This window comes from Alkalimonas cellulosilytica (assembly GCF_036325985.1).
In the GTDB taxonomy this organism is placed as follows: Bacteria; Pseudomonadota; Gammaproteobacteria; order Enterobacterales; family Alteromonadaceae; genus Alkalimonas; species Alkalimonas cellulosilytica.
Genome location: NZ_JAUHLI010000023.1, coordinates 1 through 26,284, shown reverse-complemented (window position 1 = coordinate 26,284; position 26,284 = coordinate 1). Strand labels below are relative to the sequence as shown.

The following is a 26,284-nucleotide window of genomic DNA, read 5'->3' as shown; positions in this document are numbered from 1 at the left end:
TGTGCAGTTTAACCATCACACAAGTGCTAGACACATCAAAATTCTGCAGTGGCTTTGCACCTGTGCTCACCAAGCGCAAGATCTAATGTTTGGAGTGAAGGGATTTAGCCAAGACCACCCAAACGCTCAATACGTGCCAACACCCCCTGCTGCCACACGCTTTGATTTGGGATTACCAGCGTTAGGTCCTTTTTGGCGCGGGTGATGCCGGTATAAATGAGCTCTTTAGTCAGCACCGGTGTCGGCCTGTCTGGCAACATCAAAACCGTATGACGAAACTCTGAGCCCTGTGATTTGTGCACTGTCATCGCATAGACGGTTTCCACCGCATCCAGGCGACTGGGTAAAACCCAGCGAACACCGACTGGGTTGGCATCGGTGACAGGTGCAGGGAATACCACCCGTAGCCGCTGATCACTGGGATGCTTTAGCACAATGCCAATATCACCATTGTTTAAGTTCAGGCTGTAATCATTGCTGGTGACCATCACCGGTCGACCGTGGTACCAGGCTCCACTTCCGCTGGTTGCGCCTAAGCGCAGCAACTGCTCCATCATCCGATTTACCTGCTGCTGCCCCCAAGGACCCGCCCGAAGCGCGGTCAGTAACTGATAGTTTGAATAAGCCGAGAGCACAGTAGCCGCCCAGGTATTAATGGCATCCTCTTCCGCTAAAAACTGCTGGTCGCACAGTTCAACAAAATCAGCAAAGCCGTTTGCCAGCTCCTGCCAGAATGCTTTGGCTTTTGGGTCGGCGCCATGGAGCTGCATGCTTTGTGCCGCCATGCTGGGCGGTGGAGACAGCTGCCTGACCTTGGTTAACGCCTGATTGGCTGCGTCGACATCGCAGGCATTCACAGCCAGCGCCAGATCGGCAATGGCGCCCTGAAAACGCTCGGAGCCTTCCAGCATCACAATATGATCGTTTAAACCCGGCGCAACGGGCAGCGCAGGCTCTGGCATGGTTTCGCCGCTTGCCGCCATTAACCACTGTTGATGGGCTGGTGAATAAGAGCGACTATCCGCTTCACGGCACAACGAAGCCAAAATCGAACCGGCTTCCACCGGAGCCAGTTGATCTTTATCACCCAGCAAAATCAGCCGGGTATGGGGGCCAATGGCATCAAGCAACGCATCGAACATTTCGGTATCGATCATTGATGCTTCATCCACCACCACCACATCAAATGGCAGTGGCATGGCACTGTTGTGACGGAAATAGCGGCTATGGCGCTGCGAGCCCAGCAGACGGTGCAAGGTGGAGGCTTTGCGACTGAGCGCTGACTTCACCCGCAACAGCGCCGGGTTATCGGTATCGGCTAAGGCCGCATTAACCGACTCTTCCATCCGGGCCGCCGCTTTGCCGGTTGGTGCGGCCAGCGCGATCCGCAAGGTGTCATCAAACGCCAGTAAGGTCGCCAACACCCGCACCACTGTGTAGGTTTTCCCTGTGCCAGGCCCGCCGGTGATCACACTAAAGGATTGTTTCGCCGCATTGGCACAGGCCAATCGTTGCCAGCTGATGGCGTCGTTTTTCGGGGCTATCAAGCTGGTAATCACCGCACAGAGTGGCTCGGTAGCTATGTCCTGTTGCTGCGTAGCGGTTCTGGTATCTAACCAGTTCCGAATGCGTTGTTCGTGCTGCCAATAACGGCGCAAGTACAGCAACTGGCGATGAGCATCCCAGACCAAGGGTTGCAAGGCATCAGCTTCATCAGCCGCGACACGAAGCACCGAATCGCTGCTGTTAAGCACTTCCAGCAACTGCGCTAAATCTGGTATCAGATCTCGAAACTGTGCTTCAAACTCAGTAGTGCTCGCATCGATCCCTAAAGTTTTCACCGGATCGTCGAACAGCTGCGGCAAGGACAAACAGGTATGGCCGCGTCCGACCTGATGCGATACCAAAACACTCAATGCCGCTATGGTCTCTGAAGTCCCTGCGCGAAGCAACAAGGTCGCAAGTTGAACGTCGATGGCACGAAACAACCCTTCCTCTTGCCAGAGCTCGATGATGCTTTCCGGTGCAAACAAACTGGTGGTTTCAGACATGGGCTTCTCCTTGAGCTAAAAACTCACTCTCCAGCGCTTCAATCAGCTGCCGTGGCGGCCGGTCGAAAAAAGCGCCTCGGCTATCGGCATGATGCCCCCGCAAAAACAAATAGACGGCGCCACCAACATGGCGGTCGTAACAATACGCCTCACCCAGCCGGGCTTTAAGTAATTTATGCAGTGCCAAGATGTAAAGCACGTACTGCAAGTCGTAGCGGCTGGCCAGAATTTTGCTGCGCATGGCGTCAAGGTTGTAATCGGCATCATGCTCCCCCAGCCAGTTCGACTTGTAGTCCGCCACGTAGTATTTGCCGTGGTACTCGAACACCAGGTCGATAAAGCCTTTGAGCATGCCATTAAGCCGGGTAGCGTCGAGCTTAGGCCGCGGAAATGCCGGATGAATGTGCCGGGCTATCAGCGCGTCCAGCCGTGTGGTGCTGACCTGGCGGGTTTCAAACCAAAACTCAGGTTCGGCTTTATAAGTGGTTAAGTCAGCCAGTGCTACGCTGTGGTTTGCTGCACCCCCTTCGCCTGGCAATTCGAAACGGACTTGCAGATACTGCTGCAACCAGCTATCAAGCGCAGCACGATGCTCTTGCCAATATGGATTTTTGCAGGCTTTGTCCAGCATGCTCGATCGTACCTCTGAGTTTTTTGCAACCTCATCAAAACCAAGTTCAGCCGCATCTTCCAGCAAAGTGTGCAAAAAGGTGCCCGGTCCTGCTCCTTTGGGCAAATGATGAATGCGCCCTTCGCCGCTTGCTGTACCAGGTGCCTTGTCTGCCTTATATTCAATCCGGGCCATTGCAGCATGCTCATCGACGACCACAGCTGGAACAGCATCATCGCGCTTTCCCTCAAGCATGTTCATTTCCAACGGGGTCTCGGGTGTTTGCATCTCAGTGCCATAACTAAGTGCACTGTAACTACTCACCCACCAGGAACGTGACTTGAAGTCACCGGCAAAAATCAAAGCTGTTAGGGATTGAACGGGCTCATCCCTACCCTGCAAGGACACCTGTTCTGTTTCCTGCATCACGGCAACTTCCGTATGAAGTACACCAGGGGACTGCCAACGCTCGCGTGCTTTTTCCAGTACATCGGTTAACTTTTCGGTATTTGTTTCGTCACCATATAGTAGATGAAACAGCGGGTTGTGCTTAGGTTCGCCCACCACCTGCAAGGTGACAAAGGTGGCAAATTCCGCCCGTGTTAAAGCCACATACATCTTGCGTACATCTTCTGCCAATGCTTCCTCTAAAATGTAAGACTTCGCTTCTTTATCACCCTTGCTCCAGGCAATTTTTTTCACTCGCTCTCCCTGAGGGCCCAACGCATGATAGCTTTGTGGAAACCTATAGTCTTTAAAGCGATCACCTTCCTTCATGGTATAAGCCGGAAACGGCATAAACACCAGGGGGTATTGCAAGCCTTTCGACTTATGGTAGGTAATCACCTTGACCAATTCTGCGTCGCTTTCGAGACGCAATTGCAAGGCTTCGCTGTTGGTGCGTTTGCTGCTCCCTTCAAAGCTAACGGCTACCTTGTATTCCTGCACCTGCAGTGCAAAGTGCTCTTCCAGGCTCGCCATGCCTTCGAGCGTTACGCTGGCTTGTTGCAGTAACTCACAAATGTGCAGCGTATCGGCCAGTTGACGCTCTCCTTCCCCCGCATCAGCCAGCAACCTTGCCGGCACCTGAAAATCGTGCAATAAGCGTTGAAGCGCCGCCAAGACACCAAATCGCAGCCACAATTCGTGATAGTCCATAAACCGCTCGACTGCAGCTTCCCAAGCCAACTCGTTTTCCTGATAGTCAATCAGGCGGCTTAGCGGCTCGGCCAGTAGCGGTACCGCCAAAGCGCGGCGAACCCTCCTTGTGTCGAGGGGCTGTGCGCAGGCCTGCACCAACGCAAGTAAATCACTGGCAACCGGCTGCGCATACACAGAGTCACTCTCAGACAGATAGACACTGCGAATACCACGCTTGCTCAGTTCCGCTCTAATGAGCCGTGCTTCTTTGGCATTTGCCACCAGCACAGCAATATCTTTCGGAGCCACCGCGGTTCGAGCATCGCCTTCGTAAAACCCAGCTTTATCGCTGTTTAACAGCTGGGCTATCAGGTTGGCATGGTAGCGGGCAGCCGGTTTTTGGTAGGCATCTTTTTTGGCCGCAGGCTCTGGGACCACATGCCAATGCAGCGCGGCAGTTTCGGTGCCATCCAGCCCTTTAAACACCTTGCTTTGGCCATTAACATCGACACTGACAAAGGGAATTTCTTGCTTGTATAAGAAGGCGCCGCGGTCGGTGTTCTCATCGGCACGATAAAACAGCGCATTCACCGCATCTACCATCGCTTTAGTGGAGCGGAAGTTTTTCTTCAGATTGTAATGCCGGCCCTCGGTGGCGTGACGGGCTTTTAAGTAGGTAAAAATATCTGCGTTACGAAAGCTGTAAATGGCTTGCTTGGGATCGCCAATTAGGAAGATACCGGTCTCAGCATCATTGCGCTCCACCCGGTAAATGGTATCGAAAATTTCGTACTGCACCGGATCGGTATCCTGAAACTCATCGACCAGCGCTACCGGGTACTGTTCACGAATGCATTGCGCTAAAAGCTGGCCATTGGGCCCACGCAAAGCATCGCGCAGCCGGGTCAGCATGTCGTCAAACCCCATGATGGCGGCTTGTTGTTTCAGCTCTTGGAAACGGGCATAAATGTAGCCACTGGCATGCTGCAGTAAAGTGGAATCTGCTTGTTTGGCGATCGCTTTCGTTTTTTCCACATCGTCCAACAAGTCTTTAAATACTTCAGCGACTGCAGGCAAATCAGCCCCGAACTTACCAAAAAGTTTATCATAGGTTAACTCTTTTTTTTGCTCACTCTTATCGAACACAATTTCAATAGCTGACGTGTTTAACCAGAGCGATAATGCTTGAGCTGCCGACTTCCTGGTTTCATTATGTAAATTCGTCAAATCTAAAACCATCGCTAACACATTTGAGGCTTTACGATACTTATCTTTGAGTAACTGCACTTCTGATTCAGCCTTGAAGCGAACTTCCTCATGTACTGCCGCTAAAGGTGGGTAATCCTGGGTTGCCAACAACTCCCCTTCAGCGGCACGGCCTATTTTTTTTACCAGTTGCTCCGGGGATGAAAATAGGTCGATCACCTCTTGAGCAAGTTCAGGCTTCAAGTTGTAGACAAAACGTCGAAAATAATCCTCAGCCGCCGCCAGTTTTAGCTCGTCTTCTTCCGTTTTTACCTCTTGTTCAAACAAGCTGCCACTGGCAAAGGCATGCTCGGTCAGCATTTTCTGGCACCAACCGTTGATGGTATGTACCGCCGACTCGTCCATCGACTCTGCGGCCAGCTCTAAGCGCCGCGCCAACCGGCTAAGATCGGCTTCACTGCTGCCCGCTTGCAGATAATAGGCTTTGAGGTTTTGCAAAAATTCATCGTCTTTGCTGGCGTTATCCGCTCGAAAGTAATCCGCGGCGTCGCTTAAGCGGGTTCGAATGCGATCCGACAGTTCTGCCGTTGCAGCCCGGGTAAAGGTCATCACCAGAATATCTTTTGGTAGCAACTCCCGGGCAAAGCACAGGCCTTGCCGGCCATGTTGCAGTACCAAACGTACATAGAGCGCAGCAATGGTGTAGGTTTTGCCGGTTCCGGCACTGGCTTCAATCAAGCGGCTGCCATGCAGTGGAAAATCCAGCGGATTGGTCAAATCGATTGCTTCTGAACTCATTTCAAACCTCCTTGCTGCTCATCACTTTCCAGAGCAGGAAGCTCGCAAAGCAAAGTTAAGCCGTTTTCCAATCGAATCATTGGGGCGTAAAGGCGTTGCAGTGCTGTAGCAAAGGCGCTGTCAGCTGGTAGCAGTTCAAAATCCGGCTGAATTCGAGCCGCATAAGGGTATTTTTGGGCCAATTCATCGTCGCCATTCAATGCATTCAATAACCGTGCAGTCGCTTCCGTGGCTGCCTCATCGGCATCAAAGGCAGGCAGTTTTTTTCGGCCCAACTTCAAGGTGCCATTTAACGCCTTCCAGTAGGTATCGAGCCAGTCCACTGCCAACTCCCCGACCACCGCAGATGGATGTGACAACGACTGGGCATAAGCTGCCAACAACTCTTCAAGCACGACCTTCGCCTGATCTGAGCTAACCGAAGGCAGACTTTGAACAGCTTTTTTCTTATCCTTGGCTTCGCGGTACACCGCGATCGTAGTCACCGCTCCTATCTGCGCATTTTTCGTGCGAACGGCAGTCAGGAGCAAATGCCTCAGGTATGGCAAAAATCGATGTTTCGCCTCTGCTTTGCTGGCGGTTACAACCAGCTGAAAGACCTCACCGGCAGCATTGGTAAACAACTGGGTGGCGCGATCTTCAATGATCATCGGTATGCCTGTTTCCAATTTGCATTCAAAAAGCATAGTTTCATCTGCAATAGGCTGCTTGTCTGTCAATGCCTTTGATACCTCCAGCAATGGCAAGCTGACAAGATGCAGCGCCTGTTGCTGGATCCCTTCGCTAATCGTGTCGACCCCAAGCGCTCCTTCACGCTGCAGCCTGGCAAATACATCGGCAAACGCTGGTTGTAAAGGCTGCAAATCCTCAAGCACCGCAAAAGTACCTGTCTTTTGCTGCCCTCGCATCCATGCAACACCGGTCGTCAAGAGTTCACTGCTTAGCTGCCAGCGCTGCAAGTAGTCCAACGCGAAAGTTTCGCTGTCGTGGGTTTGCTGCTCATCGCTGCCAAAATAAGTGTTCAACCGTTGATTAAAAAAGGGCTGCGCCGGCTCGCGCAAAAAATTGATCAAACTGCGTAGATTCAACTGCAAACGCTGCCCTTGCTCTGCCGTCCAAGGCTTAAGCGGTTGTGCCTGCCCACCGTTTCCAATCGCATTTGAACTGCGGACAGCTTGCCACTCACGTGCATAAGTAAATAATCCAGTGCCGGCGGTCATGTAATCCGGATGAAAAGCCTGCAGCTTATGCTCGGTTGTGAGTGATGCAAGAAAATCTTTTGGCTTCAATGAGTTTGGACACCAGCCTTTCACCAAATGATCGCGTAGCTGCGCCACCAAGACCGACGGCGGCCACTCGCTGTTGTCTTGGGCACTGCGCCCTACCCAGCTGACAGAAAACTTTTCGCGGGCAGACAATAAGGCTTCTAAAAACAGGTAGCGATCGTCGTCCCGCCGCGAGCGGTCCCCTGGTCGATACTGGCTGCGCATCAAATCAAAGTCGATGGCCGCTTGACGTCTTGGGTAGGCGTCATCACTCATGCCGAGCAAATAGATTTGCTTAAATGGAATCGCGCGCATTGGCATTAGGGTGGCAAAATTGACCGAGCCTGCTAAAAATCGCTGGTTTAAATTAGGCTGGTCAATACCCGCAAGCCAGCTCTCTTTGAATGTGGCCAGCGTAAGCGGAGCAGTAAACCCGCTTTGCTCCACCACCGCTAGTAGCTCGACCAGTTGCCCATTCAAGCGACTGATTAGCAGTAAATCGGCATCATTTGCTGGCTTAAAAAGCCGTGCTAACAGCATCTCGGCGGCAGAGGCCCACTCAGATAGTCCATGCGAACTGCTGGCAAAGCGCCACCAGCTGTTCAGCAGCTGAATAAACAGCCCCAGTTTACCAACCGCATCGGCAGACAGGCCTCCTACTTCATGGTAAGGCTCAATCGATTGCCAACGGGGTTGAGCCTCATCATTCGGTCGTCCCATGGCATAGCCAAACACCATACGCTCCAATGCAAACCACCAGCTGTTGGTGGGCTCATGCGCTGGCATGCCAAATTGCGCCCGCTGCTCAGCACAGAGGCCCCAACGAGCACCGGCCTCGATCAGCCATTGTTGCAGCTGAACCAACTCTTGCTCGGTAAAATCAAGTGCTTGCTGAATGGCCGGCACACCCAACAGAGACAGTACATCGGTCTGAGTCACCCGCGATTGCTCGATGGTCAGCAGTTGCTCCAACGCCACCAGCAATGGTTGCACATGGCGTTGCCCCTGATCAGCGATGGTGTAGGGAATGCGGCGATTGTCGTCAAACCGGCCAAAAACAGCATCAATGTGCGGTGCATAGGCGGTCACATCAGGCACCATCACCATGATGTTGCGCGGCTCTAAGCTGGGGTCCTCTGCAAAGGCCGCCAGCAACTGATCGTGCAACACTTCCACTTCGCGTTGAATGCTGTGGCAGCTATGAAACTGAATCGAGCAATCAGGCTGGCCGGATGCAGCGTCGACCTGCCATCGCGTTCTGGTTTCCTGCAGCGGGCGTAGATGCAGCACATCGTTTTGCAGCTGCTGCAGCCTGTTACGCACCGGTGCTTCGTCGAAAATTTCGAACTTTACGGCGTCAAATACGGCCTGCTTTGCCAGGGTTTCGTCGTACAAATCCAGCAGGTGAATGTAATCCCGGCCCTGCTTGCCCCAACTGGCCAACAGCGGATGGGCATGCAAATGCAGCGCATCGTCCGGTGTATCCTCAGGCATACCTGGCTTTACAGCATGGCGCTTGTTGCTTGCCTGCTTCAGTGCTTCTTTCAGCGCTTCTTTGCCATCAACAATGTTGGCCCAGTAATGCTGGCAGGGGTTGTGCACGCAAAGCACAATTTGCATACAGCCTTTCAGTGCATCCAGCACTTCGAGCGTTTGCTGTGGCAGTGATGAAATACCAAAAATCACCAGCCGCTTGGGCAGCCCGGCAGTCGGTGATGTGAGCGTTTTAGCTTTGGCCACAAAGCGCCGGTGCAGCTCCGCTCGGTTGGTCCAAAATAAATCGTTGCCAATATCATTCACCAGAGCTTGCCATAATAGTGGCTGCCACAGGCTGTCTGCGCCCACCGGCTCGGCTTCAGAGCTTAGAATGGTTCGCCCATGAGCCCAATGATCGAGCCAATCGGCGCGGTAATTCTGATACTGATCGAATAAATCGGCAATACGGCCACTTAACTGAAAAAGTTTGCGTTCATTGAACTCGTCAGCTAATTCGGCAGCACCGCTCCCTGCGGTGCCTAAATAGTTTTCCAGTACCCGAAATGGCTGACCGCCCATGTCGCGGTGCTTTGCAATCAAACTGGGCAACAACCGCATAATACGCCAGCTTAAGCGGTCTTTATCAAATGGCGAAGTTTTTGGGATGTCATCCCCTAGAAGGGTGCGGTAGGCTTTCCACACAAAGCGTGCTGGTAAAGTCAGGTTCATCATCGAGGCAATGCCACTGGCCTTGGCCAATTCGATTTTTAACCACTGAGCAATACCATTGCTTTGCACCAACACGGTTTCATCTTCAAGCGGTGCCAATGGGTAGGTCGTGATAAACTGCACAGCCACAGCAGTTAGGTCTTCCAAACGATGACTATGGGCGACGACGAGTCCTGGTACCAGTGTGTTCGACATGTGAGTTCCTTTATAGGGGATTATTTTTATCCTTCATGAGCACAACAGAGCGTAGCAGATAAGAGCGACAACTAGTGTCGCTCTTTGTTAATTTTATTCTCTATTCCCAAAACAACCTCTCAAGTCAGACCTTTTAGTCAATACCCTTCCATAAACAAAATTGCTTCAATCTCACGCAGTGTTATGGGTTGAGCCAAACCATATTGGTCATATTTTTGATTTATCAGATCAATGATATCGAGGCATAACTTATTTGCTGCAAGTTGCGCAGACCACTTTTGATAGCCATTTTTCCAGTTGTGTTGCAGTACTCGTGGACGACTACCACCTCGGCCATTTACAAATCCGAGTCCAGAATATTTTGACCAGTCAGGTAACGAAGAGAATTCCTCATAACCACTATCCAAAATACTGGTGAGGGCTGCAGCAACTCTAGAGTCAAAAATAACAAAGGCGTTTGGTCGAGCGACAGCATAGAGTTTCGTGTAAGCGCTATTAATTTTAAACTCTGGTCCAGGTACATTACCTTTGTCTAGCATGTTTAAAACGGCAAACACCTGTTGCTTCAAGTCTGGTGCGGAAATATCTGGCATCTTAACACCACCCCAATCACAGATGCGCTTAAACAGATTAAACAATTTGCCATCTGAAGTCGGATGGTCTGAATATTGCTCAATATCTTTGAACTCATTAATAAACTTGCCAATCTCTTGCTGCGTTGTAAGCCATCCCGTTGAGAGATCCGGCCAAAAATATGCGTTTAATCGCTCGTTTAAACCGCGTGCAGGCTTTTTTGGATGTTTAATTCTTTGTTTCTTGAAATAATACTGAAAAGGGATTTGTGTTAAATAATCAATCACAATGCCTGGAATGCTAGTTGATTTACCTATCAATTTGCCATCAAACTGATAGGGTTCAGCGTCCAAATCTATAGCGTGTTGTATTTCATCATCTAAAAATGGTGCATGTAATTGCTCATGGCCACATATCAATCGATACTGGCCTCGTGCAATACGGATGTACTTTGGAATAGCCCCATTTTGAACATGTTTTCCTGATCGGCCACCGTCAGCATCAACAGATAAATTTGCCGGCATCGTATTTAAGGTAGACTCGCCGTAAGTTTTATCACCAACCCGATAGGTGCCGTCCGACATTGGCCTTTTCTTCAGATCGCTAAGTTTAAAGTTCTCTGGGATCTTGCCTGATTGAATTTCTTTTAATATTTCGCTGTGCAACGACATAGAGTTCATCCTTATTTGATTTGCAAAAAAGTCATCGTCTTTTCTAAATAACTATCAAACCCCTCAAACCCATGATTCCCACCAGGCACAACTATCGTTTCGGCATCCGGCAAGCGGTTGACTGCCACCTGGTAATCCAGCACTTCGTCACCGGTTTGAACTAATAGCAAGGTGTTCTTGCCGGTCGAGTCCGTGCGGTAGTGTTTTAGGCTTGCCAGGTGTTCAGCCGTCCACTCATAACCGGAGCCATCAAAGTAGTTGCAGGCTTTGCCTCGGTGTCGCTGCAAGGTTACTTCTGGCTCCATCGAAGGATTAATCAACACTGCGCTCAGTTGATATTTTTGCGCCAGGTACAGGGCATAATAGCCACCTAGTGATGAACCAATCAAGCGAATCGGTTGAAAGTTAAGGCATTGTTCTATCAGCTCTTCTAAGGTAGAGATGGCAAGTACTGGGATGGTGCTTAGCGATGGCGCCAGAAACGGAATTTTGTTGAGTGCACAATAAGCCCGAAGCTGACACGCTTTGCTGCCCAGGCCGTTCGAGCCAAAACCATGAATGAAAATAATCATTGTGACCTCTTTGTTTTTTTGTGTTTTGCGTCGTGCTCATCAGCCAGTTCGTTGCATTCAATAATGAAGGTATTCCAGGCTTTGGTGTGAAACAAACGGGTGTAGACATGAAGCGCTCCGATGCACAATGCAATCAACGCCCACAGGTCAGAGAACCCAAGCCCAACAAGCAAAGCGACAATCAACCAGGAAAAACCAGCGATGCCAATTTCCATCAGGTTCAGTGCAATGGCCGGCCAGGACATTTGGCGCAAATGCTTGGCTTCTGCCGCCTCCTCGATCACCTCATTGGCAACATCAACAAAGAGTAATAGCAAAGAAAATTTATACATGGCAATCTCCTTTTAGTTCCCAGGGCAAGCTGTCACAACCAGAATATCGTTGCGACGCACCAGTTGTTGCTGCAGTAAATAGCCAAAGTAGATTTGATGGAACTCTGTCCGGATAGGAACCGGTAGCTCTGGCACCTGGCTTTTATGCACCCGGTGTATTTCCCCATCGGTTTCGCTGGTAAAAACCAGTGTTTGCTGGTCTTTATCAAAGTAGACGCCATACCACGCAAAGTGCTCTTTGATGTAGTAAAGCGCCCCGGCAAAGTCTTCTTCAACCTGCAGTTCGCCGGCAAGCTTTGCACTTAACAGCAAACGCGTTTGCTCTGTGATGGGCAAGTACTGGGTTAAGGTGCGAACCAAGGGCAGCAAAGATCGTTCTGAGTGAAAACCAAGCTGATGCAGGGGAACCGCTAAACGGGAAAAGGTATCAAAAACATCGTTCATGCAAACCTCCGGTGACCTGTGGTAGAATACCAAGGCTTGCAACCAGCATAGCGGCAGTGAGCGTCATAGAGTGACGCTCAAATTAATTTTTCTATATTTGATACCACGCCAAGGCTTGTTTGAGTTCCTCTGCCATCTGCGAGCGCAGTTGCTCAGGAGCCATCACTTGCAGTTCGGCACCAAAACCTCGCAAAAACTTTCTAAGCTCGACACTGTTGTGCACCGTGGCGGTCACCTCTCGGCAATCATGACTAATTTCCTTTACCTGCATATCAGTGCTCAGTGGGGTGTCATGGATGCGTCGCCCGGCATTGCCATAAAGACGCATGGTCAACACAATGCTTTCAGTTCCCTTGGCGAACTGCCCCATCCCTTCTTGTTCGCAGTAGGTTTTAAAGTCGATAGCCGGATCCAGCATATCGCTTAACTGCATCGGGTTTTCCAATTCCACATTTTCGATGCTGATCATGGCGTAAGTCACCGCCCCGGGCTTATTCTTGCCGCACTCTCGGGCTACCACGTACACCTTCTCTGCTTTGACCATTAACCCCCAGGGCGCTAGCCGAACCCGGCGCTTTAACCCCTGGATGTTGGTGTAGTCACAACTAAACTCCAACTCTTGCTCAATAGCGCTATAAACCAGCTCCGTGGTCGTTGCGTCCAGCACTGGTGGCTGCCAGACGCCGGATGGCGCAACGTACAACTTATTTAGCCAGCGTGATTGATGCGACAATCGTTTTGACAACAGGGCATCAAAATCCTGCTGTGTTTTCGGTGACAAGCCGCGTTTAATCACATCCTGCAGCAGGCTAAGTTCCTGGATAAGATAAGCCAGCCCTTTTTGCGGATCAGGTTTTCGCCAATAGATTTGCTGGCGACTTTGTCTATCGCTCCCTATCAGTTTGTCCGGGTTATCCATCATGCCATCAAGCTGCCGCCTGAGCTTTTGGATAGCAGATTTGCGTTCACCTGGTAACAAGGAAGCAGCTTGATGGGCCCACCCCGAAGCCTGGATGCGTTCGAGCAGCTGTGCGGTAGTAATGGCTTTGTGCTCGCCTTCTGGCAAGGTTCGATAAATAATCTGCTCCAACTGCATCGGGTTGCTCCTTTCAAAGGTTGTTGTTTATGAATAACCTACTTAGTGGACAAAGCCAATACTGCGCTCCGTGTGACGATACTGCACTTCCTGCTGCAGCGCTTGCAGCAAAGCGGCTGCATTCAGTGCCCCCGGTGCTAAAAAGCGGCTTTGGCGTTTCACCAGATTAAAATCGGCCGGTGTCAGCCGCCAGCGACTGAGTTCATCTTCATAAATAAACTCTGATTGCTGTATACCAAACTCTGCAAGCAGCTCTTTGAACAAGCGCATTGCCTGAGTAACGTTCAGGTAATCGAGCTGCACTTTCAGATCAAAACGACGCACTGCCGCCGGATCCAAAGCCTCCATAAAATTGGTGGTGCATACCAGGACGCCGCGGTACTGATCAAGTTGAGTCAGCAGCTCGTTGGTCATGGTTTTTTGCCAGTGCCGCTCTGCCTGATGACGTGCGCCCATTAAGGTGTCCACTTCATCCAGCAGCAAAATGGCGGCAGATTTTTCGGCCTCACGAAAGGCGTCGGCAATGGCTCGTTCGGTTTCCCCCACATAACTACCTAGTAAGTCGCTGGCCGTTTTGTGCAACAACGGCTTATCGACTTCACGCGCCAGATATGAGGCATAGCTGGTTTTGCCAGTTCCTGGCGGGCCATACAAGCAAATCCTCAGCTCCGGATGTTGCCGGCACTGTGCGGCAAGGGTTGCCATGCAATAATTGCTGTTGTAATACTCTGGCAAAATAGGCTGTGCAGAAGTGACCAGGCGATCCCGGCCAAAGCGCGCTTGCAGCAGTGGATTGATCATCAGATCAAAGTTGCGTTCCAGTTGTTCGGCTTTATCTGCTTTTACTGCTTGGTGATGCTCGGCCAATTTCGCAAGCATGGCAGGCGTAATGTGTTTGTCAAAAGCCAGCGACTTTAGATAATCCGCCCCAACGCCCGTGTCGGCCAGGTACCGCTCCACAATGGTTTGACGCACTTTTTCAGGCGGCTCGTTAACCTGCACCATCAGCGTAAAGCGTCGTAACTGCGCCGCATCAAAGTGACGGATGGAGTTGCAAATCCAGATACAGGGCGTGGCATTGGTTTCAAGCAATTGATTGATGGCCATCTTCAGAGCATCGCTATTGCCAACCGTGATGCCCAGCTGGCTTGGCAGCACATCATCGGCCTCATCAAAAATCAGAACCTTATCTCCCGAGTTGCCATAAAGACGCTGACACATCAAAAAGGCATTTAAGCGTGATTTAGCATTGTGAACTTCATGGCCGGAAAACGCACTGACGGCCATGACATTCTGACAAGCCTGATAGCCCAGCCAATTGGCCAGCTCAGTTTTACCGGTACCCGGAGGGCCATACAGCAAAAAGTTACAGCCAGTCAGTCGATTGGCTAAAGCATGGTCCAATAAACGTTTGAGCAAGTGCACTTCATCATGCAGGTGAGGAAAATCGTCGCCGGTCAGCTTAGGGGCCGGCACACTGCTGCTGAACTTTTCAATCAGCTCTTTGGGATCGCAGTCATTGGCAAATAAGCGGTCAAACACACGTAAGGAGCGAAAATGATCGGCCAGATCCCCGCCCCGCTCCATGGTAACAAGCTGACAAATCGCCAGCGTAGAAGCTGGCATCAAAGCCACTTCAACATCATCTGCATTTGCCTGAAGACAATGCGCTACCAACTCAAAAATATCATTTCCCGTAGCGTAATACCGCGCTGCACGCACATCGCTAAATACCATGCGCCAGGAGCGCACAATTAACACAAAGCGGAAAATAGCCGTTTCAAGCTTACTTAGCCCTATCAAGTGACCAAAAGCCTCCGTATTGGCATCCAATGCCAAAGGTGGCTGACTGGCAATGTGCGCATCCAGCAAAGCAATCAAATCATCATAACCCTGATCGGCGTCATCGGTAATTAACTGTTCACTGAACTCATCTTTAAACCCCAACGCATCCAAGGCTTTGGCACAGCGATAACGGTAAAAGCGTTGCTGAATGCAGAGCACCCAGCGCACGGCAATGGCCAAATCAGCGCAGACGACAGGGTTGACCCGGTAGGAAGGTTTGTCATGGGGCTTTAAAAAAACTTGTTCCATATGCTTTCCTTATCAGCCAATAAGCTAAGCACTCTACCTCACGCGAGCTTCACCACATGACGCTCGAATCTAGTGATGGTTCTGCCCCTTAAAAAAACTTCCTTCAATGAGAACAGCCATTTGTTCTGGCCTTCCGGTAACCCTACTGCTCTGTTTCTTTAAAACACACGTACAACCACAACAAACAATGCAAAAGGACTAACCGTGAAATCCGTATTCACCTTATTTACTGCCGCCTTGCTGGCCGGCTGCTCTGTGGTCGGCCAGAGCCATGTTGAAATTGCCCCTTACACCCAGTTGCAGGTGGATGAGAGCCTGGGTATTGATGTGCGCCATTACGATGCCATGGTGTTGGTTTCGGCCGATATGGCTGCGCATGGCCAAAATGGTGCTTTTCGAAAGCTGTTCCGCTACATCAGCGGTGCGAACGAGGGGGCGCGAGACATCGCCATGACCGCACCGGTGTTTATGGAGGCTTCAAATGGTCATCAGGGGGTGTCCATCGCGATGACGGCGCCGGTCTTTATGACCGATACGCCTGAGCAGGCGCGGATGTCTTTTGTGATGCCGGCGCACTTCACGCTGGAAACTACGCCAAAGCCGACCGATCCATCGGTAACGCTGTCTGAAGTGAGCGATTATCGGGTCGCTGCCATTCGATTTTCCGGCCGATTAAGCGATCGCAATGTCGCCAAACAGACTGCGGTGTTGCAAAAGTGGCTGCTTGAGCAGGGGTACCAACCAGCGAGTGCGCCGCTAAAAGCAGGCTACCATGGCCCGATGACACTGCCGATGTTTCGACGCAATGAAGTGCTGATTGCACTGCAGGCGCCTTAATAGGCCAACAGCAGGCGCCGACCAGCATTTACCAGGCCCATTATACGGCCTGGCGTAACATGGCCTCTGGCATGCTCTCTTCGTGCAGCCACTCCAGCTGCAGCTGATCTTCTTTGAGGTGCATGCGCCCTGCTCGGTTCGGACGAATGCGCTGCTGTTTCCGCTGGGCCACCAAGGCATCGAGCAAATCGAGGATGGCGGATTTGAGCCCGCTTTGCCTGAGCAAAGTTTGGGCCTGCTCCGAGAAATGCCAGGCGGTAGCGGTGAGCTGGCTCGCTTCGGCTTCGGAATAAAAGTTAAGTGCCCCATCGAGCTCCTTCAGCTGCGGGTAGTTATGACGCAGAGCTTCCAGGCTCTGCTGTTCAAGCAGGATCACATCAGGCTCCATACACTTTCTCCTCTTGCTTCCTTATTGAGTGTAGCCATGTTAAGTGCTGGCAACAGCTCTGAACAGTGCCCCGGATTTTTATCTGTCCACTTTGCATACACATACGCCGGTCAAACGCTGACAAAATCCAATTCTAGCGATATACTGTACAAATAAACAGTTATTTTATGCGGAGAGAATCATGACTGCCACTTATCTGGCCGAAGCCTGCGTCAGCACCCGCCTGGTGATACCGCTTTTCTTGCAAAAAGTACCGGCAGGCTTCCCCTCCCCGGCTCAGGACTATGTCGAGCGCACGCTGGACTTGAATGAACTGTGCATTCAGCACCCGAACGCGACCTTCTTCGTTCGTGTAGAGGGCGACTCAATGATTGATGCCGGCATTCATTCCAACGATGTGTTGGTGGTCGACCGCTCCATCGATGCCGTGCATGGTGACATTGTAGTGGCAGAAGTCAGTGGCGAGTTCACGGTCAAAGAGCTTTGCACCAAACCCTACCTGCAGTTAAATCCCAAAAATCCAGCCTATCCGCCCATTCGTTTGCGCTCAGGCGATGAGCTGAACATCTTTGGGGTGGTCACCAGCGTGGTTCGTCAGATGAAGCGCTAACATGGCATCCCATGTCTTTGCCTTGGTCGATTGCAATAACTTTTACGCCAGCTGTGAAAAGCTGTTTCGGCCAGACTTGGCCACTACCCCGGTGGTGGTGCTGTCCAACAACGACGGTTGTGTGGTGGCCCGCTCGAAAGAAGCCAAGAAACTCGGCATAAAAATGGGTGTGCCGCTGTTTCAGGTGCGGGACTTGATGCAAAAGCATGGCGTCATGGCTTTCTCATCAAACTACGCGCTTTACGCCGATATGTCGCAGCGGGTGATGAGCACCCTGGAGCAATTGGCCCCGCGGGTTGAGGTGTACTCCATCGACGAGGCCTTTTTGGATTTAACCGGGGTAGCGCACTGTCTGGACCTCACCGCGCTTGGCTTAACCGTGCGACACACCATTCAAAAATGGACAGGGATGACGGTCTGCGTTGGGATTGCTCCCAGCAAAACCCTGGCAAAGCTAGCCAACCATGCCGCCAAAACCTGGCAAAAAACCGGTGGTGTGGTGGATTTAACCAGCAAGGTCCGTCAGCGCAAACTGCTGGGCTTGCTGCCGGTGCATGAGGTTTGGGGAATTGGCAGCAAGCTGACCAAGCGGTTGCAGCAGCTCGGCATGGATACCGCCTTGCAACTGGCAGAGGCAGACCCTAAGTTTATCCGGCAGCACTTTTCTGTGGTGGTGGAGCGCACGGTGCGTGAGCTCAATGGCGAGTCCTGCATCGACCTGGAAGAAGTAGCGCCCACCAAAAAACAAATCGTTTCAAGCCGCGCCTTTGGCGAACGCATTACCGACAAGCAACAGATGCACGAGGCCATCAGCGAGTACATCAGCCGGGCCTGTCAAAAGCTTCGCAAAGAGCAGCAAGAGGCAAAGCACCTGACAGTATTTCTGAGGACCAGCCCCTTCAGCGACAAAGACGCGCCCTACAGTGCCAGCAAGAGCACAGCACTGGATGCCCCAAGTGCAGACACCCGCGTCTTTCTGGCCAAAGCCACCCAGCTGTTGGATGCACTATGGGTGAATGGCTACCGCTATGCCAAAGCCGGAGTAATGCTGGCTGATTTTTATGATCCTGGCGTTTATCAACCCGGTCTTTTTGATGAGCCACTCGTGCAAAAAGAGTCCGATCAGAAACTGATGCAGTTGATGGACAACCTAAACACCAAATTTGGCAAAACCATCTGGTTTGCCAGTCAAGGGGTCAAGCAGGAATGGAGCATGAAGCGCGAGTTGCTGTCACCGGCTTACACAACGAATTGGAAACAACTACCGATCGTGAAATGAATGTCCGGTTTAATTCATACCTGCAGCAGTGATCTGCAGCGAATTACCTGAATCATAGTGGTAAATTCGAAGGCAGATTTGTTGAATAGGTATTTAATGCACACTCAGACTGGTCGTTGATAACCAGTCAATCGCATGCCATGGCGAAACCAGTGGTTCAAACCCCGCATGCGTAATTATCATTTGAAACTCGCCCTTACGAATTTTGATGGAGTCAGAAAAAGATCGAATGGGAACACCCTCGCCTATTTGGCACATCACACCGTGCGGCCCTTTCAATTCGAGTTCATCGCCGCAGCCCAATGACGCTGAGGCTTGTTTGATTTTACTGACGAGGTCCAGATCCACTGGCAATTTAAATACTTGCTCATGAGAGTTTCCTGGAAACTCCAACAGCTGCATGATCATTTTGAAAATCCCATATCCATTGCTCGAGCATCCGGTACAAAGTGATTAGTACATTTGATTCAGCTACAACGCAGTCATGTATGGGGCCAACTCACTACCAGATTAGCGAGTTGGCTTTAACTGTTTTGGTTTTACCGCTGTCATGCAGCAATGCTTGCGTAAAGCAAAAATCACCATCAAAACCATCGAGCAGTCTGTTATAGAAACGCCAACACGCTTCTGGCGGGCACATCTTTCATGGTGCCGGGGCCAACCATCAGATATACCGTGTTTTTTGTTTCAAAGACGCAGTTATACCTGAAACTAATCAATGGGGATGTCCGCACCCAATTGCCCGGTTCTCGATGACCCAGCGAGTGAAAAAGGACGTCGCCCTTTAAAACAATCAGATCATCCGCCTCATCTACCCGCCAAATCACCCAATGATTGACAGCACAGATGGGTTTGTACTTGATCTGCTCTTCAACAATCTTCTGCATCATTGGCTCAATAGCTTGTGCATCAATCCCAAACGGGGTGCTATCCCCTGGCTGATTGAAGAGAGCGGCCAATTCCTCAATGTGTTTCAGTTTGTCTGACATCAAACAACCTCCAGACAAAAAAATGCGCAATGCACATTCATGCGACCACTCAGGCCATGCAATGCAGACCCTTTGGATCACGAACAATGCAGTTCATATCAGCATGAAAACGAGCGCCACCGTAGGACAGCGAAAATTTATGACGGACATTTTCATCCGTAGAGTTTTCAGCCATTAATTTATAAACAGAGTACATCGTTTCAGCGATGCCCCGCTCACGATCAATCGAAATGACTGTGGATGTCACGATTGACTGACCGCGAAAGAACCGGCGATTAGGATCCTCAATCACAGTTCCAAAAATAACGCTATCGCCTGAATCAACCTGATATTGGAACCAATCAGTTAATACACCACCACATTTTTTCATGAGAACAGCCCTCGACGACGTTGAAATTAAAATAGAGCCCTTAAAAAAGATTCAAAATCTCTGAAAGTGAATCTTTATAGATTCATTTTATATCTTATAAGGCTCATTATGGTGAATTTTCCGACACGCGTCAAGATTTAATAAAAATTTTCCCTCGAGGCATCGCCGCTTCTCTCAGATAACGAGCCATGTCATAATAATGATGCTTTAAAACAGCAAAATATGGCTTATAAGAGCTGATAACTCAGCGCAGTTGAAGGGAGGGGCTGGTGATAAAATGTCATTTATCTGCACTGCTAGGTGCAAAGCGCTTAAAAATTTCTGATGCCGTCCGGGATACCGGCATTAACAGGAGCACCCTTACCAGGCTGTATCATGAGAACACTGGCCGGATCGATTTCGATACTCTCGAGACCCTGTGTGATTACCTCGATTGTGAAATCAGCGATTTATTGACGATAGAAAAATTGCAGCAGGAAGCAGTGCCAGAACGAGGCGAAAATATGGATCAAAATTCATCCGGGTAGATTTGCTTCGCGCACATGAAAATGGCCGATCTCATGTGCGGATAGCCTACGGAAACCAAATTGGGCAAATTTACAGGCGTCATTCCTAAAAGGCAGGGTTTTGGTTGCCAAACAAACCAGATTGAGCCTTCTTAAGCGAAACATTCGGCATGTTGGTTAGAAAACTAACCAAATTATATCGCGTTACGCGTAACGCAATTGATTTTGGTTAATATACTAACCATTCTGGAGTGTTACGCGTAACGGCAGTTTTTTTGGTTAGAAAACTAACCAAAGTGCATAGGTTATTGAAATTTAAGAAATAAAATTAATAGCCGCTTCAGGACGGTAAAATATTAAATTTTACACAAATTACATTAAATTAAGCTAAAACTCTTCTCAAAGCGTCATTTTACATTAATATCTTAGATCAAGGGTCCCGATAAAGGGTTGTTTGTTTACATTTGAGATTTGGTTCCTTCTCTGCAGATCGCATATGCGATCATTAGGGTATTTTTGCAGCTTTGCTTATTATTTGTACAGTTATAGTGTTAATAATCAGGGTTAATAAATTGATCTAATCTTTAGCCTCTGATTTTAGCCATGAACTATCCCCTGTATTTCTCTGGTCTATTAGTTACTCTACAATTTAGAGTCAGAGCCGGCCATCAAACGGGCAAGGATATACCTGCAAATCTTCCAGAATTTTTAGGAGATTGACTACGTAGCATAGGCCTTATGCCTCCATGTGACAGTCGAACGATCAAGTGCGTCATCCAGTTTCAACTAGACGCATGGTGGTCAGCATTCTTTATTCCGTTTTTCTTGGCGGCTGAGTGCAGTTGCTCAACTAATCGTGGCAGTTTTCTGAATGGCACCGATGGGGCTGTCAACTGGTCCACTGTTCCTGTGAGATACAGGTCTGAACTAGGGACGTAGAAAAGCCAGGAGCCGGAGGCGCCGGTATGACCAATAAGTGTCGGTGATGAGAAGAATGGCTTGAGCAATCGCGGTGTCCCGAATCGCATCATGGCAAGCCCGTACTCGATGGGCCAGCTCGGGGCTGTTGGGATCAAGGAGAATGCGAACGGGTTCCAGTGTAGGCGCATCCGCTCCGCCGTGGCAACGTTATCGAACAGCTCACCGGTGATCAGGGCACGCAAAAAGCGGAGTGTCTCGTCACCCGTGCTGAAGAGATCACGGAAGGAGCGCAGGGCCAGCGGCCGCTCCAATGGCTCATCACCGGCCCATAGCAACGCAGCCGCTTGCATGGATGACGCAGAAGGCGTTCCCGGGTGCCATGTCCGGTTAAGGCCCAAAGGCCGATAGATGAGCGTGGCGAAGGCTTCATGAAGCGGTTGGCTGGTTACGGCCTCAATAACAGCAATCAAGAGCTGAAAGTTTGTGTCCGAGTAACGAACCGTGTGTCGGCGTCCGTCGAATGGCCTTGGATCAAAGTGCGCTCCCTTTGTCCCCCTGACCATGGCGATCACATCGGCTGTGTCCCAGCTCAGATCCCCATGCTCGATAACCCGTTCCAACAGCGCTTTTTCTCCCTTAGGGGCCTCGGAGATGTACTCGGGAAGCCCAGAGGCATGACCGAGGAGGTGGCGAAGGGTGAGATCGGCCGTCCGGTCAACACCTCGGCATCGATGAAGACCGGAAACCATCTTGCTGGACAAGTGAACCGTCAGTGGGTCGTCAATGGAGAGCCGACCGAGTTCCTCAAGTCGCAGGATCGCCGCACCGATATAGAGCTTGGTAACGCTTGCAAGGCAGTAGGGAGTCTCCGGGGTCATTGGTGCCCCGGATGAGTTTGCGATACCGGCGGCACCAATCCAGCGGTACGATCGATCCCCTGGCTCGACACCCAGGATGGCATGTCGAACTCCCCGCAGGCCGGCCAGCTCCTCGACCGCATGGGCCAACAAATGTTCGATAGCTCTTGGAACCTGCCCGTGATGGACTGAATTAATCATCGTCTTGCACTTTTCGGAGGTGACCAATCGTCACAAAAATAACTTCGTGAATGCTGCCCATTCGCGTGAGCTAAGCATCATGCATCCACCAGAGACAGCCAGCGCCCGAACAGATGCAGCGCTCGCACCCGGTTATTCTGACCGCGCTCAAAGTATCCCGTGGTGCCGCTTAGCGGACCACTTGCGAAGACATAACGATCTGCATGCTCTCTCACCAGCAGGGCACGAAGGACAGTGGGCTCCGATTGCGGCACTTCAGAATTTTCCGACATCAGCGCGTTTAACTCCAGCTCGTTCGAAACTGCGAAGACAAACTCTCCAGATTCATCGACGCTTACCAAGCAACGCATGCTACGAGCCCTATACTCTCCCGCATACTCAGCGAGCTCAGAAGGTGCTGCCGACACCGTTTGCACTGATGGCTCGACAATCCCGGTACAAGCGGCCAGCACACGCTTCGTTGCGGCCTCGTTAAATGACATGCCACCGGGGCTGGAGTTGGTCAGGAGAACCAGCGCCCAGTCATGTTCAGGTAGAAAGGCAAGATTGGCTTCCTGTCCATGCGTGCTACCGCCGTGACTGACTAACCAGGCATTCCCGACTTTGGTCAGGAACCAACCAATCCCGAACGCATCGCCGAATGCACAGCCAGGCATATGCAAAGTGGGCCTGTACATTGCCTGCAAGCGAGGATTGTCCGGCAAGTACTGCGCTTCAACATCATCGCGAGCGCCGCGCAAATGGAATCGCGCCCATGCGAGCAGATCGGAGACGCTGGTAACGATTCCGCCCGCCGCCGCGCCGTTACGAGGCAACCCCCAAGGTCTTGCTACCTCCAATGCATCGCCATCCGTTGTCTTGTGACCAACGGCAAAACGCCGCGTCATCACATCATCACGAAAGAAGAACGATTCGTGGAGCCCGAGAGGCTCGAGGATGAGCCTTCGGATCGCAGACTCATAGGTCTCACCGGTGACCTTCTCGATGACCCGACCTGCAAGACAGAACGCTGCGTTGTTGTACGAAAATACTGTCCCCGGTGGCGTCAACTGCTCAAGCTCATTCAGGCGGTCAACAAAGCCAGCCAACGCATTGTCTCCCTCCCCCGTATCCGGGAAGAAATCCCCCTCCCACCCCGCTGTATGGTTCAGAAGATGCTTAAGCGTGACCTGGTCGCCCGCCGTCACATCTGAAAGATTGAGCTCTGGAACATACCGGCGAACCGGCGCGTCCAACGCCACAAGTCCTTGAGCCTCCAGCAAAACCAATGCCGTAGCCGTGAGGGTCTTACCGATCGAGCCTGCTTGAAATAGCGTATGTTCTTCGATTGGTAACGGGTTCTCGATGCTGGTGACTCCATGGCAAACGTACGATACATCGCCTCGATACCACAGTCCGGCGGCAACTCCGGGCACGCCGAACTCGTTGGCTAGCTCGGCAATCAAGTCCTGCAATTCCTGTCTTGTCATTTGTGCACCTTCCCACTGATTCATTACAACGCTAACGAGTACCTAATCGGCAAACAGCTGATTGCAGCGAGACCAGCGGCCGCCTGGGGGATCCCCACAAATTTAAAGCCCATAGTATCAGCTCTTTTCCAATTTGATCACAGCCCAATCCAGCTCTGCAACACAATGCATGATTTGCTCTATGGCCGCGGTAAGTGGAGTGTTCAAACACATGGAGTATGAGGCAAAGCATAAAAGTGAAACTATAACTTCTTTATCTGCTGAAAAATAATAATAGTTTCACTGACTCACTAAACGTTAAACGCCGATGCTTTCATGACCTGCTCTGCTCGGCGGATCCCTAGGCGCTTAGCAACGGTTTGCCATTGCCTAACCGCAATTAATACTTCATCGTAAATTTGCGTGGCTTGGGTTTGCGAAAGCCGGAAGAAGTCTTTCACATCAAAGGCTAGCTGGTAGTCTAAAGCGTTGTCCGCATCGGTAATATTCAGATGCAGGCCATGCTTACCCACTATCGGGTTCAAATCATAAGCAGGTGATAACTTCCAGCCCTTCTTTGTTAATAAAAACCCATGGTTACGTAGGTGATCATCCGTGTTGGACACCGCAATATTAAATACGATACGTCGCCATAACTGCGCTAAATCAGCTTCGGTTTGTGCACCAGAATTGGATATAAATTCAGCAACCTCTAAGTAGCTGGCACCTTGGGATTGTTCACCATCATAGTATTGAAGCTGTGTCATGGCCGACGAAAAATGCAGCCGCTTTTCACCGTCGCGGTCAAACCGTTTTGTTAAAAAGGTATGATGCCCAGAGGAAAACTGCCTAATCTCACTTGGAAACATGTCAACACCTGCCGCCAGCGCCAATTCATAGCAGACCATCTCCCACGCGCCCACGTCATGGGTGTCATTTAGATTGGGAAACTTGGCAATCCACAAGTGGCCTTGTTCGTCTGTCACACAAGCCTTGGGCCTTGCACCGCCTAATGATGAGCCTGGAGAAATCAGCATTTTCAACCAGCGGTAATAATCGTCACTGTCGATGTTATCGTCTTTTTCAATCTGCATTGCTGCGTGTTCTAGCTCTCGCAAAGAAGCCATTGGTGGCGCAGCAAACTCAGCGTTGTCATCTAAGAACGCAGCCGAGCCTGCTCGCTTAAATCGAATACCACCCATCCGGTAAGAGTCGTGTACGCCCAGCAGGTAATCCAACTCGTTTAATCGACCTGTTGCTCGAATGCCTTTGCGCGCCTCAATCGCCGCACGCCGCTGCATTAAAATACGCCCCCATCTATCAGGCGATGAATCAAGAAATGTACGAAAGTTTTTATCGGCTTCATCGTTATAGAGCTCACCGGAGTGAAGCGTTAGGATTGGATCAATTTGCAAGCGATAGGCTGAGGTTAAAAATGCTTTATCGTAGGCGAAACTAAACACGCCACCTCGGCTTGAATCGCTGTAAGATAGCTGCCCAATTAGCAAAGGCGCTTCAATTGGCTGCCAGTCGGCATAGACTTCGACGATTTCACGGCTCATCTTGAACCTTCCAGCAATTTTATGTTTTGCAGCTTGATACCCACGTCATCATGGGCGGCCATTTCTGCAAAGTTGCTTTCCATACCAAGAACGGCCATCACTTTTAAGTAAGTGCCTATGGCAACGCCCGGATCGCCTGCGAAGACTTTATTCACGGTTTTATGATCAAAACCAGTACGTTCGCACAGCAGCTTTTTTGTAAAACCACGTCGTTTCATCGCCAACAGCAAGTCTTCACCAAAATGCTTCAGGATTTTGCGCTGCTTTGGAAACAGTACATTATGCAAATCACGCTTAGCCATATCACCAACCCAAGGGACTATATTCCTATTATTCAACCGTTAATGGGAATATAGTCCAACCTCGATTCCCAAGCAACTCAAACAAGTTACATGTAGGACTATATTCCCACTTCCATCAGTATAATTGGATTAATATCCTACTTTTTGCGCATTCTGATTTATGTGAACACCGATTCTGGTGAATGTGAACACCCAGTATTTCCCGCATTGGGCTCAGGTCTGTTTTAACCTAGGTGTTCATTTTCAGTCAACTCTGATGTGACTTTTCGCATCGATTCTCCTTTGAGTTTTAGCCTGTGGGCGTTGTGCATTAACCTGTCTAGGATGGCATCTGCCAGCGTGTTGTCACCAATCGTCTGATACCATTCCTCTGTTGGTAACTGGCTTAACATAATGGTTGACGTTAGCTGATGCCGATCATCCATGATCTCCATCAGATCGTTTCGTTGTGCCGCTTTTAACGGCTCCAGTCCCCAATCATCGAGGATCAGGATGTCGTATTTCGCTAGTTGTTTTAGTGCCTTACTGTAACTGCCATCTGCTTTGTGTTGACTTAGCTCCATCAGTAATCGCGATAGCCGGTAATATTTTGCGCTATGACCTTTTAAGATGGCGGTATGTGCCAGAGCACACGCGAGATAGGTTTTACCGCTACCACAGGGGCCGGTGATTAAGATGTTCTGATGTTTCGTTACCCAGCCGCAGCTGAGTAAACCGGCTATCACGGATTGGTTTAAACCGCGTGGCTGTTCGTAATTAATC

At 50.5% G+C, this 26,284-nt stretch carries 22 protein-coding genes; 4 read left to right on the top strand and 18 right to left on the bottom strand.

The annotated features are described in order from the left end of the window. Positions 1-104: 104 nt before the first annotated feature. From recD to QWY20_RS17000, 9 genes are all read right to left on the bottom strand, one after another. Entirely contained in the window at positions 105-2,051 is a 1,947-nt protein-coding gene (recD, locus tag QWY20_RS17040; protein WP_330130212.1) for an exodeoxyribonuclease V subunit alpha, read from the bottom strand. Continuing rightward, positions 2,044-5,805 (bottom strand): exodeoxyribonuclease V subunit beta, encoded by a 3,762-nt coding sequence (gene recB, locus QWY20_RS17035; protein WP_330130211.1) that lies wholly within the window; start codon positions 5,803-5,805, stop codon positions 2,044-2,046. Before recB ends, recD begins: the two co-directional genes overlap by 8 nt. Further along, on the bottom strand, positions 5,802-9,470 hold the full coding sequence (recC, locus tag QWY20_RS17030; protein WP_330130210.1) for an exodeoxyribonuclease V subunit gamma: 3,669 nt from the start codon (positions 9,468-9,470) through the stop codon (positions 5,802-5,804). Before recC ends, recB begins: the two co-directional genes overlap by 4 nt. A 137-nt stretch (positions 9,471-9,607) precedes the next feature. After that, entirely contained in the window at positions 9,608-10,714 is a 1,107-nt protein-coding gene (locus QWY20_RS17025) for a hypothetical protein (protein WP_330130209.1), read from the bottom strand. A gap of 11 nt (positions 10,715-10,725) precedes the next feature. Further along, a complete protein-coding gene (locus QWY20_RS17020) occupies positions 10,726-11,286 on the bottom strand; it encodes a YqiA/YcfP family alpha/beta fold hydrolase (protein ID WP_330130208.1) in 561 nt (186 codons plus the stop codon). After that, positions 11,283-11,618 carry a hypothetical protein gene (locus QWY20_RS17015; RefSeq protein ID WP_330130207.1) on the bottom strand — a complete coding sequence of 112 codons (336 nt, stop codon included), beginning with the start codon at positions 11,616-11,618 and terminating at the stop codon, positions 11,283-11,285. The genes QWY20_RS17020 and QWY20_RS17015 overlap by 4 nt, the downstream gene beginning before the upstream one ends. Before the next feature lie 12 nt (positions 11,619-11,630). Beyond that, entirely contained in the window at positions 11,631-12,062 is a 432-nt protein-coding gene (locus QWY20_RS17010) for a hypothetical protein (RefSeq protein WP_330130206.1), read from the bottom strand. Positions 12,063-12,153: 91 nt separating this feature from the next. Further along, positions 12,154-13,158 (bottom strand): WYL domain-containing protein, encoded by a 1,005-nt coding sequence (locus QWY20_RS17005; protein WP_330130205.1) that lies wholly within the window; start codon positions 13,156-13,158, stop codon positions 12,154-12,156. A 42-nt stretch (positions 13,159-13,200) separates the two neighbouring features. Then, positions 13,201-15,252 carry an AAA family ATPase gene (locus QWY20_RS17000; protein ID WP_330130204.1) on the bottom strand — a complete coding sequence of 684 codons (2,052 nt, stop codon included), beginning with the start codon at positions 15,250-15,252 and terminating at the stop codon, positions 13,201-13,203. Between the two features lie 204 nt (positions 15,253-15,456). Here QWY20_RS17000 and QWY20_RS16995 point away from each other — a divergent pair, with 204 nt between their 5' ends. Then, positions 15,457-16,089, top strand: coding sequence for an SOUL family heme-binding protein (locus QWY20_RS16995; protein ID WP_330130203.1), 633 nt, complete (start codon positions 15,457-15,459; stop codon positions 16,087-16,089). 40 nt (positions 16,090-16,129) lie between these two features. Here the strand turns inward: QWY20_RS16995 and QWY20_RS16990 are convergent, their stop codons facing one another. Further along, on the bottom strand, positions 16,130-16,477 hold the full coding sequence (locus tag QWY20_RS16990; protein ID WP_330130202.1) for a hypothetical protein: 348 nt from the start codon (positions 16,475-16,477) through the stop codon (positions 16,130-16,132). A 181-nt stretch (positions 16,478-16,658) separates the two neighbouring features. On the opposite strand from QWY20_RS16990, the gene umuD reads away from it, so the two are divergent. Together umuD and umuC are read left to right on the top strand one after the other, a co-directional pair. Further along, positions 16,659-17,087: a translesion error-prone DNA polymerase V autoproteolytic subunit gene (gene umuD / locus QWY20_RS16985; RefSeq protein WP_330130200.1), complete on the top strand. Its 429-nt coding sequence runs from the start codon at positions 16,659-16,661 to the stop codon at positions 17,085-17,087. 1 nt (position 17,088) lies between these two features. Further along, entirely contained in the window at positions 17,089-18,366 is a 1,278-nt protein-coding gene (umuC, locus tag QWY20_RS16980) for a translesion error-prone DNA polymerase V subunit UmuC (RefSeq protein ID WP_330130199.1), read from the top strand. Between the two features lie 93 nt (positions 18,367-18,459). On the opposite strand, the gene QWY20_RS16975 is transcribed toward umuC, so the two are convergent. From QWY20_RS16975 to QWY20_RS16965, 3 genes are all read right to left on the bottom strand, one after another. Next, positions 18,460-18,774 carry a hypothetical protein gene (locus QWY20_RS16975; protein ID WP_330130198.1) on the bottom strand — a complete coding sequence of 105 codons (315 nt, stop codon included), beginning with the start codon at positions 18,772-18,774 and terminating at the stop codon, positions 18,460-18,462. Positions 18,775-18,971: 197 nt separating this feature from the next. Beyond that, the gene (locus tag QWY20_RS16970; RefSeq protein ID WP_330130197.1) at positions 18,972-19,355 is read right to left on the bottom strand and encodes a DUF6957 family protein; all 384 of its coding nucleotides are present in this window, start codon (positions 19,353-19,355) and stop codon (positions 18,972-18,974) included. A 49-nt stretch (positions 19,356-19,404) separates the two neighbouring features. Continuing rightward, the gene (locus QWY20_RS16965) at positions 19,405-19,725 is read right to left on the bottom strand and encodes a hypothetical protein (protein WP_330130196.1); all 321 of its coding nucleotides are present in this window, start codon (positions 19,723-19,725) and stop codon (positions 19,405-19,407) included. Between the two features lie 269 nt (positions 19,726-19,994). Between QWY20_RS16965 and QWY20_RS16960 the strand changes: the two genes are divergently transcribed. Beyond that, positions 19,995-20,252 (top strand): helix-turn-helix domain-containing protein, encoded by a 258-nt coding sequence (locus QWY20_RS16960; protein WP_330130195.1) that lies wholly within the window; start codon positions 19,995-19,997, stop codon positions 20,250-20,252. A gap of 761 nt (positions 20,253-21,013) precedes the next feature. Here the strand turns inward: QWY20_RS16960 and QWY20_RS16955 are convergent. The 5 genes from QWY20_RS16955 to istB all read right to left on the bottom strand — a co-directional run. Next, entirely contained in the window at positions 21,014-22,210 is a 1,197-nt protein-coding gene (locus QWY20_RS16955; RefSeq protein ID WP_330130194.1) for a serine hydrolase domain-containing protein, read from the bottom strand. Between the two features lie 77 nt (positions 22,211-22,287). After that, the gene (locus QWY20_RS16950; RefSeq protein WP_330130193.1) at positions 22,288-23,679 is read right to left on the bottom strand and encodes a serine hydrolase domain-containing protein; all 1,392 of its coding nucleotides are present in this window, start codon (positions 23,677-23,679) and stop codon (positions 22,288-22,290) included. Positions 23,680-23,969: 290 nt separating this feature from the next. Then, positions 23,970-25,220, bottom strand: a complete 1,251-nt coding sequence (locus QWY20_RS16945) for a type II toxin-antitoxin system HipA family toxin (RefSeq protein WP_330130192.1) — start codon at positions 25,218-25,220, stop codon at positions 23,970-23,972. After that, positions 25,217-25,522, bottom strand: coding sequence for a transcriptional regulator (locus QWY20_RS16940; protein WP_330130191.1), 306 nt, complete (start codon positions 25,520-25,522; stop codon positions 25,217-25,219). Before QWY20_RS16940 ends, QWY20_RS16945 begins: the two co-directional genes overlap by 4 nt. 224 nt (positions 25,523-25,746) lie before the next feature. Then, on the bottom strand, positions 25,747-26,284 hold a 538-nt coding region (gene istB, locus QWY20_RS16935; RefSeq protein WP_330130190.1), incomplete at its 5' end, for an IS21-like element helper ATPase IstB.

Bases quoted from the DNA above. Each gene is read 5' to 3' on its own strand.
- recD (WP_330130212.1), bottom strand. From the start codon at position 2,051: ATGTCTGAAACCACCAGTTTGTTTGCACCGGAAAGCATCATCGAGCTC.
- recB (WP_330130211.1), bottom strand. From the start codon at position 5,805: ATGAGTTCAGAAGCAATCGATTTGACCAATCCGCTGGATTTTCCACTG.
- recC (WP_330130210.1), bottom strand. From the start codon at position 9,470: ATGTCGAACACACTGGTACCAGGACTCGTCGTCGCCCATAGTCATCGT.
- QWY20_RS17025 (WP_330130209.1), bottom strand. From the start codon at position 10,714: ATGTCGTTGCACAGCGAAATATTAAAAGAAATTCAATCAGGCAAGATC.
- QWY20_RS17020 (WP_330130208.1), bottom strand. From the start codon at position 11,286: ATGATTATTTTCATTCATGGTTTTGGCTCGAACGGCCTGGGCAGCAAA.
- QWY20_RS17015 (WP_330130207.1), bottom strand. From the start codon at position 11,618: ATGTATAAATTTTCTTTGCTATTACTCTTTGTTGATGTTGCCAATGAG.
- QWY20_RS17010 (WP_330130206.1), bottom strand. From the start codon at position 12,062: ATGAACGATGTTTTTGATACCTTTTCCCGTTTAGCGGTTCCCCTGCAT.
- QWY20_RS17005 (WP_330130205.1), bottom strand. From the start codon at position 13,158: ATGCAGTTGGAGCAGATTATTTATCGAACCTTGCCAGAAGGCGAGCAC.
- QWY20_RS17000 (WP_330130204.1), bottom strand. From the start codon at position 15,252: ATGGAACAAGTTTTTTTAAAGCCCCATGACAAACCTTCCTACCGGGTC.
- QWY20_RS16990 (WP_330130202.1), bottom strand. From the start codon at position 16,477: ATGGAGCCTGATGTGATCCTGCTTGAACAGCAGAGCCTGGAAGCTCTG.
- umuD (WP_330130200.1), top strand. From the start codon at position 16,659: ATGACTGCCACTTATCTGGCCGAAGCCTGCGTCAGCACCCGCCTGGTG.
- umuC (WP_330130199.1), top strand. From the start codon at position 17,089: ATGGCATCCCATGTCTTTGCCTTGGTCGATTGCAATAACTTTTACGCC.
- QWY20_RS16975 (WP_330130198.1), bottom strand. From the start codon at position 18,774: ATGATCATGCAGCTGTTGGAGTTTCCAGGAAACTCTCATGAGCAAGTA.
- QWY20_RS16970 (WP_330130197.1), bottom strand. From the start codon at position 19,355: ATGTCAGACAAACTGAAACACATTGAGGAATTGGCCGCTCTCTTCAAT.
- QWY20_RS16965 (WP_330130196.1), bottom strand. From the start codon at position 19,725: ATGAAAAAATGTGGTGGTGTATTAACTGATTGGTTCCAATATCAGGTT.
- QWY20_RS16955 (WP_330130194.1), bottom strand. From the start codon at position 22,210: ATGATTAATTCAGTCCATCACGGGCAGGTTCCAAGAGCTATCGAACAT.
- QWY20_RS16950 (WP_330130193.1), bottom strand. From the start codon at position 23,679: ATGACAAGACAGGAATTGCAGGACTTGATTGCCGAGCTAGCCAACGAG.
- QWY20_RS16945 (WP_330130192.1), bottom strand. From the start codon at position 25,220: ATGAGCCGTGAAATCGTCGAAGTCTATGCCGACTGGCAGCCAATTGAA.
- QWY20_RS16940 (WP_330130191.1), bottom strand. From the start codon at position 25,522: ATGGCTAAGCGTGATTTGCATAATGTACTGTTTCCAAAGCAGCGCAAA.